This is a genomic window from Lactobacillus sp. (genome assembly GCF_014803895.1).
On record NZ_JAAVAU010000003.1, the window covers coordinates 13614 to 29109 of the forward strand.

The 15496-nt window shown below is 30.8% G+C and carries 20 protein-coding genes; 10 read left to right on the forward strand and 10 right to left on the reverse strand.

Going from position 1 to position 15496, the window contains the following annotated elements; genetic code table 11:
• Window positions 1-64: 64 nt before the first annotated feature.
• Window positions 65-709 carry a DUF4767 domain-containing protein gene (locus HDR40_RS00805; RefSeq protein WP_290625335.1) on the forward strand — a complete coding sequence of 215 codons (645 nt, stop codon included), beginning with the start codon at window positions 65-67 and terminating at the stop codon, window positions 707-709.
• A gap of 102 nt (window positions 710-811) precedes the next feature.
• The gene (locus tag HDR40_RS00810; RefSeq protein ID WP_290625337.1) at window positions 812-1456 is read left to right on the forward strand and encodes a DsbA family oxidoreductase; all 645 of its coding nucleotides are present in this window, start codon (window positions 812-814) and stop codon (window positions 1454-1456) included.
• A gap of 92 nt (window positions 1457-1548) precedes the next feature.
• Here HDR40_RS00810 and HDR40_RS00815 read toward each other — a convergent pair whose 3' ends face one another.
• The 7 genes from HDR40_RS00815 to pepI form a co-directional block, all read right to left on the reverse strand.
• Complete coding sequence (locus HDR40_RS00815; RefSeq protein WP_290625339.1) at window positions 1549-2034, reverse strand: hypothetical protein; 486 nt, start codon at window positions 2032-2034, stop codon at window positions 1549-1551.
• The gene (locus tag HDR40_RS00820; protein WP_290625341.1) at window positions 2024-2623 is read right to left on the reverse strand and encodes an ATP-binding cassette domain-containing protein; all 600 of its coding nucleotides are present in this window, start codon (window positions 2621-2623) and stop codon (window positions 2024-2026) included. The genes HDR40_RS00815 and HDR40_RS00820 overlap by 11 nt, the downstream gene beginning before the upstream one ends.
• A 14-nt stretch (window positions 2624-2637) precedes the next feature.
• Entirely contained in the window at window positions 2638-3207 is a 570-nt protein-coding gene (locus HDR40_RS00825; RefSeq protein WP_290625343.1) for a hypothetical protein, read from the reverse strand.
• Window positions 3194-4045 carry a hypothetical protein gene (locus HDR40_RS00830; protein ID WP_290625345.1) on the reverse strand — a complete coding sequence of 284 codons (852 nt, stop codon included), beginning with the start codon at window positions 4043-4045 and terminating at the stop codon, window positions 3194-3196. The genes HDR40_RS00825 and HDR40_RS00830 overlap by 14 nt, the downstream gene beginning before the upstream one ends.
• Before the next feature lie 237 nt (window positions 4046-4282).
• Window positions 4283-5032: a response regulator transcription factor gene (locus tag HDR40_RS00835; RefSeq protein ID WP_290625347.1), complete on the reverse strand. Its 750-nt coding sequence runs from the start codon at window positions 5030-5032 to the stop codon at window positions 4283-4285.
• A gap of 12 nt (window positions 5033-5044) precedes the next feature.
• The gene (locus tag HDR40_RS00840) at window positions 5045-5821 is read right to left on the reverse strand and encodes a GHKL domain-containing protein (protein WP_290625349.1); all 777 of its coding nucleotides are present in this window, start codon (window positions 5819-5821) and stop codon (window positions 5045-5047) included.
• A 732-nt stretch (window positions 5822-6553) separates the two neighbouring features.
• Window positions 6554-7435 carry a proline iminopeptidase gene (gene pepI / locus HDR40_RS00845; RefSeq protein ID WP_290625351.1) on the reverse strand — a complete coding sequence of 294 codons (882 nt, stop codon included), beginning with the start codon at window positions 7433-7435 and terminating at the stop codon, window positions 6554-6556.
• 94 nt (window positions 7436-7529) lie between these two features.
• On the opposite strand from pepI, the gene HDR40_RS00850 reads away from it, so the two are divergent.
• From HDR40_RS00850 to HDR40_RS00875, 6 genes are all read left to right on the forward strand, one after another.
• Window positions 7530-7883, forward strand: a complete 354-nt coding sequence (locus HDR40_RS00850) for a hypothetical protein (protein WP_290625353.1) — start codon at window positions 7530-7532, stop codon at window positions 7881-7883.
• 79 nt (window positions 7884-7962) lie between these two features.
• Window positions 7963-8484 carry a GNAT family N-acetyltransferase gene (locus tag HDR40_RS00855; protein ID WP_290625355.1) on the forward strand — a complete coding sequence of 174 codons (522 nt, stop codon included), beginning with the start codon at window positions 7963-7965 and terminating at the stop codon, window positions 8482-8484.
• Between the two features lie 64 nt (window positions 8485-8548).
• Window positions 8549-9331: an SGNH/GDSL hydrolase family protein gene (locus HDR40_RS00860; RefSeq protein WP_290625357.1), complete on the forward strand. Its 783-nt coding sequence runs from the start codon at window positions 8549-8551 to the stop codon at window positions 9329-9331.
• Window position 9332: 1 nt separating this feature from the next.
• Window positions 9333-9749, forward strand: a complete 417-nt coding sequence (locus HDR40_RS00865) for an NUDIX domain-containing protein (protein WP_290625359.1) — start codon at window positions 9333-9335, stop codon at window positions 9747-9749.
• Window positions 9750-9854: 105 nt separating this feature from the next.
• Window positions 9855-10127, forward strand: a complete 273-nt coding sequence (locus HDR40_RS00870) for a hypothetical protein (RefSeq protein WP_290625361.1) — start codon at window positions 9855-9857, stop codon at window positions 10125-10127.
• 112 nt (window positions 10128-10239) lie between these two features.
• Window positions 10240-11031, forward strand: coding sequence for a hypothetical protein (locus HDR40_RS00875; RefSeq protein WP_290625363.1), 792 nt, complete (start codon window positions 10240-10242; stop codon window positions 11029-11031).
• A 13-nt stretch (window positions 11032-11044) separates the two neighbouring features.
• Here the strand turns inward: HDR40_RS00875 and HDR40_RS00880 are convergent, their stop codons facing one another.
• Both HDR40_RS00880 and HDR40_RS00885 read right to left on the reverse strand, forming a co-directional pair.
• Window positions 11045-11617 (reverse strand): DUF4811 domain-containing protein, encoded by a 573-nt coding sequence (locus tag HDR40_RS00880; RefSeq protein ID WP_290625365.1) that lies wholly within the window; start codon window positions 11615-11617, stop codon window positions 11045-11047.
• On the reverse strand, window positions 11617-13089 hold the full coding sequence (locus tag HDR40_RS00885) for an MDR family MFS transporter (protein WP_290625367.1): 1473 nt from the start codon (window positions 13087-13089) through the stop codon (window positions 11617-11619). The genes HDR40_RS00880 and HDR40_RS00885 overlap by 1 nt, the downstream gene beginning before the upstream one ends.
• A gap of 137 nt (window positions 13090-13226) precedes the next feature.
• On the opposite strand from HDR40_RS00885, the gene HDR40_RS00890 reads away from it, so the two are divergent.
• Window positions 13227-13661 carry a MerR family transcriptional regulator gene (locus HDR40_RS00890; RefSeq protein WP_290625369.1) on the forward strand — a complete coding sequence of 145 codons (435 nt, stop codon included), beginning with the start codon at window positions 13227-13229 and terminating at the stop codon, window positions 13659-13661.
• A gap of 36 nt (window positions 13662-13697) precedes the next feature.
• Here HDR40_RS00890 and HDR40_RS00895 read toward each other — a convergent pair whose 3' ends face one another.
• Window positions 13698-14429, reverse strand: a complete 732-nt coding sequence (locus tag HDR40_RS00895; protein ID WP_290625371.1) for a DUF554 domain-containing protein — start codon at window positions 14427-14429, stop codon at window positions 13698-13700.
• Window positions 14430-14555: 126 nt separating this feature from the next.
• Between HDR40_RS00895 and HDR40_RS00900 the strand changes: the two genes are divergently transcribed.
• Complete coding sequence (locus HDR40_RS00900) at window positions 14556-15437, forward strand: LysR family transcriptional regulator (RefSeq protein ID WP_290625373.1); 882 nt, start codon at window positions 14556-14558, stop codon at window positions 15435-15437.
• The last annotated feature ends 59 nt before the right edge of the window (window positions 15438-15496 follow it).

Below are 15496 nucleotides of genomic sequence, written 5' to 3' on the forward strand. Positions count from 1 at the left end.
TAAAAGTTTATTATAATTATGATAGGATTAATATGTAAAGAAAATTTAATTAGGAGAAAGTAATATGAAAAAGGTAATTTTATTAGGTGCAATGGCTTTAGCTCTGTCTGCTACTATGGCAGGGTGTGGGCAAGTTAAAGTATCTAATGATGGAAATAATATTATTGTTGGTAAAGATAAAAAATCTACTGAAAAGAGTAGTGAAAAGTCTACTGAAAAAAGTCAAGCAGCTGCTCAATCGAAGAAGTTAGAAAAAGAGCTCAAAGAAAAACAAACTAAAGAAGAACAAGAACAAGCTAAGGTAACGTGGACTGAAAAAAAGGACGCACACTTAACTGATGCAATGAGAGCGTTGGGGAAAAAGCGTAAGGTAACCTATACTAAATATGATGGCAAAAATGCTCTAAAAGTTGCAAATACTCGTATTTATCCGGATACTTTCAAAAAAGATAAGTTTTATTTAAATGGTAAAAAGATCAGTATTGGTTGGAGTCCTCAAGGTGGGGATACTTATAGTTACAAGGTACTTTCAATCTATAATCGTGACTTAGGCAGTGGTAAGCATGCGACTTATTTATTCTGTCTACATGATAAAAAGCCTGTTGTTTTAGTTGATAGTGCTGTTAAAAGCGGTAATATCACTTTAACTAAGAGTACGGATAAAGACTTAAATAAGAACTTTACGGATGTTATGAATGGTGACGTTTAATAAGATTTGCTTGAATTAACCACTTGAAGGTCTTATGATAGTCGTGTCAGAAGAATTATTAAAAGATAAGTAGTTTTTACTTTTAAGAAAGAAGTAGTTTTTATGGAAATTACACTTTGGTTAGATTATGCTTGTCCATATTGTTATGTAGATTTTACACGTTTACAGGAAGTAATTAAGGATTCAGAATTAAGTAATATTAAGATTAATCTTCATGCTGCACAAATTGATAAAGATGCACCACAACGTGCTGAAGATACAACTGGTAACTTATTAGCTAAGCAAGAAAATTTATCTAAAGCTGAAGTAGATAAAAGATTTGAATCCATTAAAAAGCTTGGTGAATCAGCTAATTTAGATATTAAGTATGCTGATACTCTTAATACTAATACTATGGATGCTCACCGTTTGGTGCAATGGGTTGAGCATGATAAAAAAGATAATGAAAAGGCAATCAAGCTGGCTAACTTATTATTTAAAGCTTATTTTACAGAAAATCGCGAATTAGCTAATCATGAAGTATTAATTGATCGGGCAGTAAAAGTTGGACTTGATCATGATGAAGTTGAAAAATTTCTTAATACTAACGAATATCGTGATTTAGTTATTGAACAAGAAAATATATTAAGTGATAAAGGAATTAATTCAGTACCTTTTATGATAATAAATGGTAAGGAATTTAAAGATGTGCAGGAATCTGAAACTTTAAAGAGAATTATTAATAGTGCTTATTATAAACAAGCATAATATAAATTTAAAAGAGCTATGGTATATGGATACAATACCAGTAGCTCTTTATTAGTTGCATTTATTTAATTATTTAGTATAAATATTGAACATCAACTTATTAAAATAGGCATAAGATTTCGAATAATTACTAAAAGAATCGGAATGCAAATACCTTTTGCAATTTGATGATTATAAGAAAAGTAGCTCAGACAAAAAGTAGAGAAGAGTAGTAAAAGAATTAAAAAGGTTGAAATGGTTCCGAATGCTAAGGTAAAAGTTATTAAATGAATTAAGAGAATTCCAAGGAAATATTGGGCTAAGTAAGGAGAAAGTTTAGTTATTTTGCTTTTAAACGCTAGAGTGCGAAAAATAATAAAATTGTTTACTGATGAGAAAGTAGTACTTGCTAACAAAATACTTAACCAGTCAAAGATAAATATTAAGCCGTTAAGAGACCTTAACAGAAGAGTTTTGTTATACCAACCATAAGTTATTAAAAATAAAGTTCTATTTGAAAGAGATTGAGTTATTTTTACTTCGATCAAAAAGATAGCCAAAAAAAGAGTAAAAGAAAAATAAACTTTATTAATTTTCATTTACAAGTACTCCGTCACTTAACTTATAAAAGTGAGTATAAGGTATTTCATGAATTTCATCGTGACTAGCAACAATAATAGTTTTATTTTCTTTTTTTAATTTTTTAAGTAGAGAAGCAAATTGATGAATGCTATCAGGATCTAGTCCACGAGTAGGTTCGTCAAATAAAATAAGGTTTTGATCTTCCATAACGGCTTGGATAATACCAATTTTTTGCCGCATACCAATAGAATATTTTCGAATAGCTTGTCGATCATCTGGATCTAAATAAAAAAATTCTAAAAGTTGTCGAACTGTACTGTCATTATAGTTGTGTCGTAGATTAGCTAAAAATTGAAGATTGGATAATCCTGTTTCATATTCTAAAAAACCAGGATTTTCAATTAAAGCCCCAATATAGGTGTTATTATCAAACGTTATACTGCCACTATCTGCTTTAAGCAAGCCTGTAATAATTTTAAAAATGGTAGATTTTCCCGAGCCATTACGACCGGCGATATGGATTAACTGTCCTGGCTTAGTGGTTAGATTAATATCTTTAAGAACCTGTTTATTTTTAAATGATTTTTGAAGATTTGAAATTTGCATAAAGAGCCTTTCTATTAAATATAAATATGGTGCATAGCACGCCAAAGAGGATCAAAATACTTACTATAGTGAATAATTAAGTAATTAGTTTCAAGAGTTTGATGATAGAAAATATTAATAAAGAGAATTAATAATAGCCAAATAACTGGATATTTTGAATTATAAATTAAAATTAGCCCCCAAGTTAAAATAGCCAAGATAATAAAATGAAGAATAATAATCAAGCTGCCATAAATTGGATTTCCATATTTAAAGGCAAGAGAATTAGTAAGAATAAACGGTAAAAATAGTCCGAGAATAAATAAAATTAAATTGGTACCTACAGATAAGCAAAGTTGATAGATGAATAAGGATTGCATTTTGCGAACAATAATTAGGGAACGAATTTTTTTGAAATAAAATATTTCCCAAGCAACTAAAAGTAGGAAGAACGTCTGATAATAAGTTGAAAGTCCATGTTGATGAATAAATAGATAGGGTAAATCATTACTTGCTCTGGTCAGAAAAATAAAAAGTCCAAAAATAATTCCTAATATTAATGAAAATACTGCAAAGGTTATAAATGTTCTTTTAATTTTTGCCATATTTAAGTCTCCGTTTTTTCCAGATAACAGCTAGAACAAGAGCTAAACAAATATAAAATACAGCCGAAAGGATGAATTGAAGATAATAATTTATTGGGTATGCTAGACCATAAAAGGTGGTAAAACCGGGAGATACTAATGCTTCTGGAAAGAGAGTGCCACTAATAACCATAACTAGAGAGTTCCGATTTCCAAAAACTGAAATTAATAAGGTAATAATTAAGAAAAAGAGAAATCCACTAGGAATAGAAAAAATTATCTTTGGAATATATAAGTTCAGAGCAAAAATAAACATTGAATAAATTCTCCAACCTAACGCGTTTAAAGCGATAAGAGAAACTACTTCGATTAATGTATTATTTGAAAAAGAAGGGGCACCAACTTCTTTAAAATAACCATTAACAGAATAGTTAATTCCTGAAAGAGTTAAGTTAACAAAAATAATTTCATAAATACTGGTAAAAAGGGAAAGTAAAAATCCACCTAGAAATGAAGAAAGAAGCCCTTTCTTTAAGTATTTTGAATAGGATATTCTTTGGGGTAAAAAATTAAATGTGGCGTTGTCTTTTTGATAAATATAAAAGAGTGAGCCAAAAAGTGGGATAATTATGAAACTTACAATAGTATAGATAAGGCCTGGTGTAGTAAAAGGAGGATCTTGTGAAAGTTGGATGTGTACAAATGAATTCAATCCTTGGAAAGGATTGGTTCTATTTAGTTTTCTAATTTGAACTAATAAAGAATGTTCTTCTTGCCAGTAACTGAATAGGTAAAAATTAAGGGTAATAAAATAAATAGAAAAAAGAAGGGCTAAAATTCTTTTAGTATTTTTGAGCATAGTTTTGTCCTTTAAAGTAATAAAGAAGGAAATAAATTCCTTCTTTTATTTATTATCTGCACTAAAATGGAGTTTTACATGGGTGAGGTTTGGTTATATAAATGATTTTTTATTTTCATTGTCATTTAATTCCTTTCAAAAATAGTAAAATTATTTACCTAACAAGGATACCTCAAATTTATCTTTAAAAAAGAAATTGGCGCAAGTTGCCATATTTTTGGCATATTCGTTAATTTTTTAAATTAGGTTTTTAACAATTTTTTGATAGCGAAAGGAATAAGGAACAATATTCTTATTAGGAAAGGTAATTGTTCTATGTTTTAAATTTATATCGGAGATATTTTTAGAATTGATGAGATAAGATTGAGAAACTTTTGTCAGAGAAGGATAAATTCTCGCAATATTTTTAATACTTTCTCTAAAATAAGAAGAACCATTTTTAGTAATTAAGGCTAAATTGTGGGAGTTTTGAATAGTAGAAATATAATAAATATTATCAAGAGGAATTTTATAGACGTGGCTCCCAATGTTATATGTAAAAGTTTCTTTTTCTACTTGAGAAAATTGAAGGAGATTGTCTTTAGCTTGTGTTAAAGTTTCAGTAATACGCTCTTGAAATTTCGTTGCAGGCAGATTCTTTAATATATAATCTAAAGCATTAATTCTGCGTTGATAGGTTAAAAATGCAAAATGTTGATGAGAAGTTACAAAAATTATTTGCCCATTTTGGTCAATCGAGTGAATTTGCTCAGCTAAATCTAGACCATTTTTTTCTTGTTGAAGTTCAATATCAAGAAAGTAAATATTATTTTGAATTTTGTGTGTAGAAATATAATTCAGCAACTCAGAATAATTGGTCTTAGTATTAAAAATGTTAAAGTTTTGTTGGTCATCAGATAGGATAATTGTAGATTGTTTAACAGCATCAGTTACTTCGTTGAGATAAGCAGGATTATCATCGCAAACAAAAATATTAAATTGTTGCATTGAGGGAACCTCCTAACTGCTAAAAATTGTAAGTGTAAAAGTAAACCAACCATTTTTTAGGCTGTAATGGAAAGAAAGATGATTGCTATTTTTGACAATATCTACCACATTGGCTAATCCTAAGCCCGTATGCCCTGTTTTAGTTGTAATACCCTGCTTAGTAAGCTTAGAAACATCTTTTTGCATAGTAGCCCTATTTTTAATAGTAATTTCAATTTCATCAGAATTACCTTGATAAATCATTGTTTTAATTTCAAAATTTTTACCTAATCTTTTAAGGTTTAGACTTTCTTCAATTGCATTGTTATAGCCAATTCCTACTATTCTCAGTAAATCAAATGTATTAATAGTACTAGGAAAGTTAATAGGAATAACACATTCAAAAGTATATGGAATTTTCATCTTATAAATTTGATTGAACTTTTCTAAGATTAAACTTTTAAGATAAGGATTTGAAACATTGTTCAACTCGGAAATATTTAAACTATTTGTCGAAAGTTGGTTAGCTGAGTATACTTCAAATTTACTTAGAATATTTTTGAAGTTATTAGAATCTATATCATGTGCTAGCCCTTTAAGCAAATCTTGATAATCATGTTTAAAAGCTCGTAATTTATCTTGCTCGATTTTAAGTGTTTGTAAGTAAATATCTAAGTTTTTGTTTTCTCTTTCTAATTGTTGAGTTGCCTCCTTTTTTTGATAGTAGCGCAGTAAAAAGATTAAAAAGATAAATTGAAAAAGAATAAAAATTAAAACAGTAGATTTAGAAAAATTTTCTACTAGAAGCAAAGTAACAAAAGAAAAAATAATTAAAGAAAGTAAATAATAGTCATTATTTTTAGTGAGAAATTTGGTGAAATTAAAGTGGTATGTTACCCAAGCTAGTATAAAAATTACTAGAAGATAAAAAAGTACTGAAAAGTAGAGGAAGGAAAAGATTTTATAATCTTCTAGTTCGCCTAAAGTTGAGTCGACTGCTAGCGAAAGAAAATTGGTTAATACAACTGTTGTTAGAGTTTGTAAAGGACCAAATTTTTTTTGTAAAAAATCCAGAAACTAAAAATTTCAAGGATTGTTACAATCAGAGTGATAGGCATCCCGAAATCTTGTAAGATAAATAAAATGGGAAAAGTAATAAAAAAGAAAATAATATCTGAAAGATAAAATTTTCTTTTATTGTTTAAGGCATAGAAGATGATGTAATCAAATAATAAACCGCATAATTCATAGGCTCCCACTTCTAGTCCGTTAGTTGATAAATCTACCATTTAATAAAATGTCTCCGATTTCCTTTACCCCTTTTAACTACAAAAGAAACAAACGGATTAAAAAATAATAATTCAAAAATATTCATTGTTACTTGAAACCTCCAAAAAATATATTTTTTAGTGTAACATAGATAGAAATACCAAAAAAGACGATTAATATTCAATATTAAGTGCAAGTTATAACAAGTTTGTACTCCTGACTTGAAAAAAGTTATGAACTGTAATCTACAGACTATAATCTATGGTGAATTGGCTAGTCGTATTCATTTAACCATTTAATTAGTAGCCTAATATAATGATCACGTTCTTGTACAAAAGGCATATGACCACAACCTGCAAATAACTCCCAAGAACTATTTGCTAGATGGTCATTCATGGTTTTTGCGACTAAGGGGGTACATAAATCATCTGTTCCATTAGTAATCAAAGTAGGGAGTGTAATATTTTTTAATTTATCGGTATATTCATAGTTGGATAAATTTCCTTCGGGAGTATATTCGTTGGGACCCCAAGCAGTAGTATAAGCAATAGTACCACCTTTTTTCTTTCGTAAGACGGGTTCGGGCAGATTTGAGGTCATTTTAATTACATGCTGACTCATAAAATGTTTGTTTGCTTTTTGATAGGCTTCACTAGAAAAGTTATGATTTCTTTCAGCAATAAAGATAGCTTCTTGTTCCTCCTTGGGTAGATACTTGATTAGTCGATGTAATTCTTGTGACCAGAGTTTAGCCGAACTTAAAGTAGATGAAAGGATTAAACTATTGATACCAGTTGGAGAGTAATCACACATATAGATAATAGCCAACATCCCTCCCCAAGATTGTCCTAATAGATGAATTGTATCGAGGTTAAGATATTTTCTTAAAGTAATTAATTCTTCTACCCATGTCTTTTGACAATAGAGCTCGGGGTGGTTATCAGGGATACTTGAATTACCGCATCCAAGTTTATCCAACATAATAATTTGACGATGATCTAGTTGAGCTAGTTCATCTAATACTTCAAAATAATTATGACTCGAACCTGGACCACCATGTAAAAGTACCAAGGGTGGTTTATTGCTGGGTGTACCTACTATTCGATAATAGGTTTTATACCCTTTGAAGGGCATATATCCTTCGGTAAATATCATAAATTTCTCCTTTGTTAGCAGTTAATATCTTTATTGTTAATTATACTAATAAACATGTTAATATTAAGCCTAGATACTTTAGAAAGTAGGAATCATGATGGATAGGGAACAAGAACTTATTGAAGCTACAATGTATTTGCTTACTGAAAGCGTAAAGGCCGTCCATAGTGCTTTTCAAAGTGAGGCATTCAAGGAAATGTTTACTAATTTTACCTTCCCACAAAAGGCAGCCGCTTATTCAATTTATACGCTAATGGATTCAACAATTAGTTTTGGGCAAGAAGTTGAACCTACTTTCAAAAATTATAATATTATGGTTGATAATACTGATAATATTCAAGAATTTATAATTAATATAATTGTTAATAGTGAAACTATTCCTCAATTTGAGTTTTTTAGAAACTTTTATAATTATTATAAAAAAATTCAAATTTCGCTTAACAGTTAATTTTTATAAGAAAACCTTGTAAAGTATAAGGAATTTTCTTTATAATAAATCTTTGATTTTGTAAGGAGAGTGAAGAGTAATGAGATTAAGACAAGCTAATGCAGAAGATTTTGATCAAATTATGACTATTTTAAAAGACGGGGCAAACCAACTTGCTGAGCGTGGGGTAGATCAATGGCAAGGTGATTACCCATCCTCAGATCAAATTAAAGAAGATATTGAAAATGGCTATGCTTTTTTAGCTGTTTCCCAGGATGGTGAAACTGTTGGTGCAATTTCAATTGTAGAAGCACCAGACCACTCTTATGATAAGTTAGATGGAGAATGGTTGTTAGATACACAAAAATATGTAGTTATTCACCGCGTAGCAATTCATTCTAAACATGCAGGCCATGGATACGCAACTAAGTTGTTACAAGGTGTAATTGATTATATTAGAGATAATCGAACAGATATTGACAGTATTCGAATTGATACTCATGAGGATAATAAAGCAATGCAACATTTAATTGATAAAATGGGTTTTAAACGAGTTGGTCAATTAAATGGTGTTTATCGTCCAAAAGAAATCTCTTATGTTTATGAAGATGTTCGAGAATAAAAGAGGCTCTGTAACTATTGAGTTACAGGGCTTTTCATTTAATAATTAACATCAGGTGGTAAAAATGAAGAAAAGAGATTTTTTGACATTATTAGAAAAAAGAAATAATTTATCCGAAATAGCTAGAGCGGAATTGTCTGCAGATTTAAAGTCTCATCCAGAGCGGGCTAAAGTTTATAATCGATATTCTAAATTGCCTGGAAATGCTCCTCAATATAGTGTTAATGAAACTAAAACACAGCTTAGTGAATTGAATAATCATTATGTTTTATTTTTAGGGTCATCAGTAACTTTTGGCTTTGGGGGGTTAGGTGAAAGTTTTGTCGACTATTTGTGGAAAAAGGATGGTCTACGTGCAATTAAGGATTCAGAAAATGGTACAACTTTAGTCAATATCGATACTTTTAAACCTAATGATTCCTACGTAGCTCGTTTTCAAGCAGATTTAAGTGATCCTGCTCCAGAGGCAGTAGTGTTACAACTTTCTACTAATGATGTACGACATGGCCGTGAGGAATTAGGAAAAATTAGTGATGCTCATTATGATACGAAAACTATTACAGGTGCACTTGAGTATATTCTTTCTGAAATTAAACTTTTATGGCATTGTCCTGTAATTATTTTTACAAATCCTGATTTTGGTGAGCCTTTTTATGGCAAAATGGTTGACCGTACTTTAGAATTAAAAGAAAAATGGCAGTTTGAACTGATCGATTTTTATCATGATCCTACTTTTAAAAATCACGATAATTTGTATATGGCAGATGCAATTCATCCAACACGTGCGGGTTATCGTGAAAAATGGCTGCCAATCTTCGAAAAGAAGTTGAAGGGAGTGCTTCTCTAAAATGCTTAAAGAATATTCGGCTGGTGCTGTAATTTATCGGCAAAGAGAAAATGGAGAATTAGAATATTTAATTGTTCAAAGTATTATTAATAAAAATTGGGGTTTTCCTAAAGGTCATATTGAAGGCGGAGAAACAGCACAAAGTGCTGCTAAAAGAGAAGTTTTAGAAGAAGTAGGTCTAAAACCAAAGTTTGATTTTAATTTCGTTGAAAAGACTGCATATAAGTTAACTGATAATAAATCTAAGGAAGTTACTTATTTTTTGGCAAAATATATTACTAATCAAGAAGTTAAGGTTCAACCAGAAGAAATTATCGATTATCAGTGGGTTACTCTTTTAGAGGCTGAGCAATATTTAACTGTTCATGGTAAATTAGATATTTTAAAATCTGCAGCTGAATACTTAAGAAAGAAGTAAGACCAATATTTTTAGCTGATTGCAGGCTACAATATGTGCAAAAGTGCCCTAAAAATTCTATAATTAAAAGTAAAAGAAAGATTAATTATAAATGGGGTGTTTTTTATGAGTAAAAATGCATGGAAAATAGCAGCTGGTATCACTGGAGCTATTGCAAGCTTAGGTGTGGTTGTTTTAGCTACTAAAAAGGCGATTGAATATTATAAAAATAGTGATGATGAAGATGAGAGTATTATGCAACCAAATGAAGGTCCAACTATTAGTAATGAAGTAGTAGATTTGCCAGAAGTTAAAGCTTATGAGGATCGTAACGATGTAGAATATGGTGAAAGTCCATATAATCCTGCAACTGCTAAAATTAAAACTGATGCGGAATAATGAATATAAGAGGTCATGATAAGTGACCTCTTTTTTTAATAATTAAGTATAAATTTTCTATTTGTCATTTCAAAAAAATTAATATGCTAAAATAATGAACGAGGTGATAAATGTGAAAATTTCTCAAGCCCATGAACGTCTAATAAAAATTATTTTGACGATTTTATCGCTTGCATCTAGTTTGGATTTAATGTTTGTTTTAAAAATTATGATTGTTCGCAGTAAAAAAATGGGTGATAGCCATAGTCCATATATTTCAATAATAATTTATATTATCTTATTTCTTTTACTTGCAATATCATATTGGATTAAGGGAATAAAACATCTACGAGGTATACGAAATACGATTATTATTGTTACGCTAGGGATGACGATTTCATCATATTTAATTGCATGGCCAGCTCTAATCTTTATGCATTCTACGGTCATCACTATAATAAATGAAGTACTCTTAGCTGGAACGACAATTTTAGCTTTGATGGTGAATAATTTAGAAAGTTTTACTAGTTCCAGTATGGTATTGCTTTTATTTTTAAAGTTTATTTCAGCCGCTATTTCTTTATTTTATGGGGCCTTTATTTTAGCTTCATTAGCTGTAAGTGGTAATGCTATTGTAGGGATGAAGGCGGGGATGCAAAATTTTGTGATTTTAATTGGTTTTATTTTTGCACTTTGGAATGTAGCCTATGCAGTAATAATTTGGCTGAATATTTATCGTAGTTGGTGGTCTTGGTTAATGACTTTAATATTAATTTTAGAAATTAGTGTCCCATTAATTTGGGAAGCTACAAGTTTACCTAACGGATCTATATGGTCAAGTTTAATGATTACTGTTTTGATAGCATTAATTACGCTAATTATGACATATTTAAATAACTTTTTAAAAAGACTTGAATCTTTGTGATTCAAGTCTTTTTTTACTTATTCATTTGTATTTGTTGTTGCTTTTTTAATAGCGCAGCACGCTTTTGCATTTGTTTTTGTAGTTCTTTAGCTTTTTTAACAGAAAGTACTTGCCAATTCTTAGGAAGAGAGAAGACATATTCACGTTTTTTCAACTCATTGTTATGACCAAAGATACTAAACATTACTTCGTTGAGCTTATCTTTATAAATATAACGGGTAGTTCTGATTTCAATTTTAGCTGTTTTAGCATTTTTATTAATTTTAGTTGCCATTTTATCAGTCTTAGTTGCTACTAATTTTTTAGAATTAGGAGTTTTATAAAGATAAATTTTTTCTGTACCATTACCTAATGGCTGGTAGAGTAAGATAGGTAATTGTGGACTAGCGCTTGAAGTAAGCTTTTGAGTTTTAATTGTTGTTTCTGTTTTCATTCCCCAGTGATTATAATCGTGCTCAACAATTCCGACTACACACAGGATAGCTATAATTAAAGCTATCCAGGCAGTAGGGGTGTGAAACTTACCAGGAATAACGTTAAAGTAAATAAAACCAATTGCGGCAATAATTAAAATAAAGATAATCATTAACCTGAAACCTCCTCACTACGTTCACGAGCGCGATTTCCTTTCTTTAAGAAGAAAGTAAGAACTAAGGCAATTAATGCAAAGACGATACTAATCCCAAATGAGGCTCTGAATCCATCAAGGGTGGCATTGATTGCTCCCGTCTTATATTGAAGAGGGAGAGTTTGGAGCAAATGCTTAGAAGGCATGTTATCTTTAGTAGTGGTAGTTAAGACAGAGACCAAGATAGCTGTACCGATTGAACTAAGAACTTGTCTAAAGGTGTTGTTTACTGCAGTACCATGAGAAATTTTATTCAATGGTAATGAGTTCATTCCTGAAGTAGTAACATTCATCATTACTAAGGCTACACCCACCATTCTGATGGCATAAAGAACTGTAATCATAGTAAATGAACTAGAGTCAGTCAAGAATAAGAATGGAATAGTTCCCAAAGTCAAGAGTGTCATACCAGTAATAGCCATTTTCCGAGCACCATAGCGATCAAAAAGACGACCAGTTATTGGAGACATAATACCAATCATTAAGGCACCAGGTAAAAGCATTAAACCAGACTTAAAGGCAGAAAGTCCACGTAAATTTTGAATATAAAGTGGAAGAACCATTTCAATTCCTACCATTGCTAAGTTAGTAATACCACTTAAGGCTGCAGCTAGTGAAAATTCAAAGTGCTTGAAGACAGTAATATCTAAGAAAGGACGTTCCATATGAACTTGGCGAATGCCAAAAAGGATAACAAAGATAATACCGAAGGCAATAAATGCTAAAATTTCAGGATTAGTCCAACCTTTATTACCAGCTTCAGAAAAACCATAAAGTAAACTACCAAAACCAAGAGTTGAAGTAGTTACTGACCAAATATCGATTTTTTCTTTTTTAGTAGGTAGAACATCTTTAATTAAAAAGAAGGCTAAAATTACAACAATTCCTGCAATTGGGGCAATAATACTAAAAAGGTAACGCCAGGAAAGATTATCAACCACCCAGCCAGAAAGAGTAGGTCCAATGGCTGGGGCTAGACCAATAACGATTCCGACAGTTCCCATTGCTGCTCCACGTTTATCAGGTGGGAAGATGGAAAGCATAATTGTTTGTAAAAGTGGCATCGTTACTCCAACACCGAGACCTTGGATAATTCTCCCAGCTAATAAAACAGGAAAATTGGGTGCAATAGCTGCTGTAACAGTTCCAAGGAAAAAGACTGACATAGCAGTTAAATACATTTTTCTAGAGCCAAAACGATTGATCAACCAGGCAGAGATTGGAATCATAACTCCGTTAACCAATAAAAAGGCGGTAGAAAGCCATTCGGCAGTAGCAGTACTAATGTTAAACGAGCGCATAATTGAAGGTAGCGCAGTTGATAACAAAGTACCATTTAAAACAGTACAGAATGAGCCTACAATTAGGACAAGAACCAATAAGTTACGATTATAGGTCTTGCCATGAATATCAGTAGGTTGTTTATTCATGAAATTCCTTCTTTCTAAAAATAGTACTTGTAAAATTATAGTATTGCAAAAATCTTTTGTCAAATTATCTTACAATAATGTTGAAAAAAGTAACAAAAGTCTTTAAAATAAAATAGAAAAATAGAAAGTGGGAATTTATGGATACAAAGAAGACTTTGCATGACCTTTATCAAAATATAGCTGTTGGAATTGGAGAAGTAAGTAAAATTATTGGAGTATCTCCTCGCCAATTACGCTACTGGGAACAGAAGGGGTTTATTAAACCAGTTGAAGATAAAAGTTCTGGAGTACGACGGTATAATTTGGGAACCGTATTTATGATTGCTTTTATTAAAAAGTATCTAGATTGTGGATATACTTTAGCAGCTGCCTATGAAAAATCTAAAAATGTAAAAACTAAAAATATTATTATGCGAAAATTTTTCCAGAGTACTTTTTCTGATATAGTCATAACTGATGAAGAGCATGCGTATGGAGAAATTGATTTGGGTGATGTTAGAATCAATAATGATGAAAAATATCATGTTAAGGGCGTAATTGATAAAAATGGTAGTTATTTTAAAGTTAAATAAAAAGCACTTCTGATATGAAGTGCTTTTTTATTTATCTTAGTGAATGAGTGGAGTAATTATATTCATCCATACCCATGAAAGAGGCATAACCAAAATCATAGCTGGAATCATTTCTGCAATAGGAAACATCTTTAATTTTAACATTCTGAATCCAGTAGCAAGCATTAAGAAACCACCACAAGCTTTAAAGTCTAAAATCATTGTAGAATTCGTAAATGGAATAATAAATTGAGCTAAGAAGAATAAAATCACAAAGATTATTAATTGTAAAACCGCAATAATTGAAACTGCGTAACCTAAACTTGCAGCAAAAATAGCGGCGGTGAAAAAGTCTAAAATTGACTTAGACACTAAAATCGTAATATCTCCTGACATCCCTTCTGCAAGTGAACCGTAAATACCAGTACCACTTGCACAAAATAGGACAGTCGCTGTAACCATTAAGCTTACAAATTCTTGATGAGAAATAGATAAGTTTTCGGTAGGAATGATACGCGTAATTGGTTTTTGCATTAAAACGGCACCTTTGTTGAAGATAGTGCCTAAATGAATTAAAAGACCAAATATTGTTCCCAAAATAATAGCGAAAATTACCGCAGGCATATTTTTCATTGGTGCAATTGAATAGATCCCCATTCCCATAGAACACGCACCAAAAATCATGTTTAGTTTTTCTTTGAAATCTTCTGAAAGCTTATTTCCGAAGAATCCACCAAAAATTCCTCCAAGAAATACCGCTGCAGCATTAATAATAACACCAGTTGGCATGTAATAACCTTCTTTTCTATAAATCTAAATTTAGTATATTTTTAAATGTATCTTGCCCTCAATTCTAAAAAAGAGTTTAATTATTCTATGTTGGAATAGTGAAGTAGTTGAATACATAGGTGAATAATGGAAATTAATAAGTTACGAACTTTTATTGATTTAGCAGAAACGCTTAGTTTTTCAAAAACAGCAGAAAATTTGTATATTACACAAAGTAGTGTTTCTAAACATATTAAATCTTTGGAAAAAGAAATTGGTCATCACTTATTTTTACGTACTAATAAACAGGTCGAGCTATCTTCATATGGACAAGTAGTCTTGCCATATGCTAAGCAGATTTTATTTAATTATGATCAAATGTCAGATCAGCTTCTTAAATTTAATGCACAAAAGGCAAGTCGCTTACGCTTAGGTACAATTCCAACTTTTGCAAATTATGATGCTTTTCAAAAAGCAACATATTTTATGGACCATCATCCGAACTTTACTCTAACTTTTCATGAATGTGAAACTTCGCAAGTCTATCAGTTATTAGACAAAAAAGAGATAGATGCGGCTTTTATTAGAAGTTTAACTGACTTACCAGCAATTTATGAAACAATTGAAGTTAAGGAAGAAAGCTTTCGAGTTTTTGTTGCAAGTGATGATCCACTAGTACAAAAAGATATCGTTAATGTTTCTGATTTAAAAGAAAGAGCCTTTCTAAGTTTAACAGAAAAAAGTCTATTACAAGAACCTATGATTGAACTTTGTCGCCAGTCTGGCTTTGAGCCTAGAATTACTTTTGTAAGTTCAAGAGTAAGTTCTATTTTAAATATGATAAAAAATAAACAAGGAATTGCTATTTTAATGGATTCTCCTAGCTTAGAGAATGGAGTAAAGGCGATTCCAATTTATCCTACTCGTCAAGGAAAGCTTCTTTTTGTCAAAAGAAAAGATCATCATAATCGGGCTTTGAATACGTTTTGGCAGTTTTTGAAAAAAGAATATCATTCCATTTCGGAATAATTGTGGTAGTGGTTGGAATTGATATCCTCCCTCCAACGCTTTTATGATAAGGATGTAAT